General features: G+C 37.8%; 1 protein-coding gene and 1 pseudogene. Both read right to left on the bottom strand.

Going from position 1 to position 2211, the window contains the following annotated elements; translation table 11 throughout:
- Window positions 1-1524, bottom strand: a 1524-nt coding sequence (locus tag P256_RS06475; protein WP_023272887.1) for a UvrD-helicase domain-containing protein, incomplete at its 3' end; no start/stop codon positions are given.
- Between the two features lie 19 nt (window positions 1525-1543).
- Window positions 1544-2211 (bottom strand): annotated as a pseudogene (locus tag P256_RS13300) (exodeoxyribonuclease V subunit gamma); the annotation flags it as partial.

Genomic DNA, 2211 nt, shown 5'->3' with positions numbered 1-2211 from the left:
AGGATGTTGCATAAAAAGTGCATCTACCGCTTCAACCAATGGCTGAATGGTTCTATGGTTGTACTTCAAACGATAGAAATGTCCTTTTTTAGAAAGAACATCATGATATGCACGAATAAAAGTAAGCATATCTCCACCACGAAATCCATAAATGGCTTGCTTACGATCGCCTACCATGATCATGCAGCCTTTTTCGTATTTCGTGGGTGCACGCCAAATGCTGGCAAGCATGTTGTCTTGCTCTTGGTTGGTATCTTGAAACTCATCGACTAAAATCAGTGGGTAACTGCTTTGTACAAAAGCCGCAAAATGCTCACCGTGTTCTCCTTGCAATGCTTCAGACAAGGTTTTTATTTGCTGTGCAAACGTCGTTTCGCCTTGCTGTTGGAGGAGTGCGGGTAAGCGCAGTTTGACCTGACTTGCAATATAGTATGAAATATAATGCTTATATCGGGTGAGAATATTCCCAATCTCTTGCAGTTTTGTAAGCACTTCCACCAATACAACTAATGAGGGGTCGGTATAAAATTGCTCGGCATTCTCTTTAGGTAAGTTTTTTTTAAGAGTTTTCTTGTTTGTAAATGACCCCACAAAAGATATCAGATATTCTTTTTCACTCTTTGGCAAAAGCACTAAAAACCCTTTTTCTTTAGATTGTAAAATCTTAAAGACTGCATTAGGAATAATATCTTCCATCAGCTGATTAAAAGTGATTGTTTTAAAGTATCTACCACTTTGATATTCTGCAAATCCTCCTTGTTCTACATACTTTCTTTTTAATTGCGTATAGTCAAACGCTTTTAATTTTTCTCTAAGTTGCAGATATTCTTCTACTTGTAGTTTGGGATGCGAAACCTCTGTAAACTGTGCATTGGGAAAGTTCAGTACATTTTCGGCAACGGCAAAATATTCTTTAGGGTCTAAACAACCGACCGCAAACAACCAATCAATGTCCTGTTGCGACTGTTGTTGTATCCATTCCCGTAGCACATCATGTATCAGTTGCTCGGTATACTGCTTTGACTGATCGGTAATCTCTACCCGTTCAATTTTACCACTTTCAAATGCAAACTCTCTGAGTAATTTTTGACTAAAACTGTCGAGTGTTCCTACAAATAGCTCATCAAGCTGTTCCAACACTAATTGTAAGCGACTACAAGCATAAGCCACTTGTGTAGAAAATTTTTCTAATAAAACAATTTTTAATGGGTCTTCATCAGCCGCTTTGAGTTGTTGTAAATGCTCAATATTTGCTTGATGATCAAATCCTATTCTCTCTTTAAAAAAAGATTGCATTTCAACAATTCGAGCGCGAATACGTTGTTTCAACTCAGCTGCAGCAGCACGTGTAAATGTGGTTGCCACAGCTTGTTTAGGTAAATACTTTTCTAGCAAGATACGCACAAGCAAACTAGACAGTGTAAAGGTTTTCCCTGAGCCTGCCGAAGCTTCTATCCAATGTAACCCTTGAAATTGAATATCTTGAATAGGATAAAAAGATACTTCAGGTTTAACTATTGTCATAATCTGTTTTCCGTTTCACTTATCCAATAGTATTTAAATGTTCATAAATTGGGGCATACAAACGATAAGCCCATTCACGACAGTGTTTTTCTAATAGGGCATTTGCATCTTGTTCCTGCAAAATAAATTGCCACTCTTGATGATACTTCGATGCTTTGTCTTCATCTGCTGAAATAGCCTTGTTATGTTTTTGAGGATCATTCCAATGTTTAGAAAGTGTTTGCCAAGTTTTTTTATCCAAACTCTTTTCTTCTGTCCATTCAGGTTGTTTATTTTTTTTACTAAGGGACAACAAAAGTTGAGCAGGCAGTACAATAGGCGTTACCATTGCTTGTTGCCATAAAGCCCACCAATCTTTGAGCAAGGTACAAGCTTTTGCTGAGCTTACGCCTTCATAAATCATGGTTTGATCACTAAATACCACAATATAACGGTAATCTTGACTCTGTTCGTCTAAATCTAAATACTGTAACCATAGCAAATAGTTAAGCCATTCTTGTGCACGTCGCTCAGGTTGCGAGCTTGAAAGCCGTAACACTACCCATTGCGTTTCACTGGCTTGCTTTGGCACAGTAATACGTAAGTATACATATTCTGAAATACATAACGTTTGTTGTGTCGTTTCTGTGGGCTTATCTGCATATGTATGCAAACGTTCTAATAATGTCAGATACTCTTGTTGCGACT

The sequence above is a fragment of the Acinetobacter nectaris CIP 110549 genome (assembly GCF_000488215.1).
GTDB lineage: Bacteria > Pseudomonadota > Gammaproteobacteria > Pseudomonadales > Moraxellaceae > Acinetobacter > Acinetobacter nectaris.
Note: the sequence above shows the minus strand (reverse complement) of the source record. Positions and strands in the feature narration are given on the sequence as shown.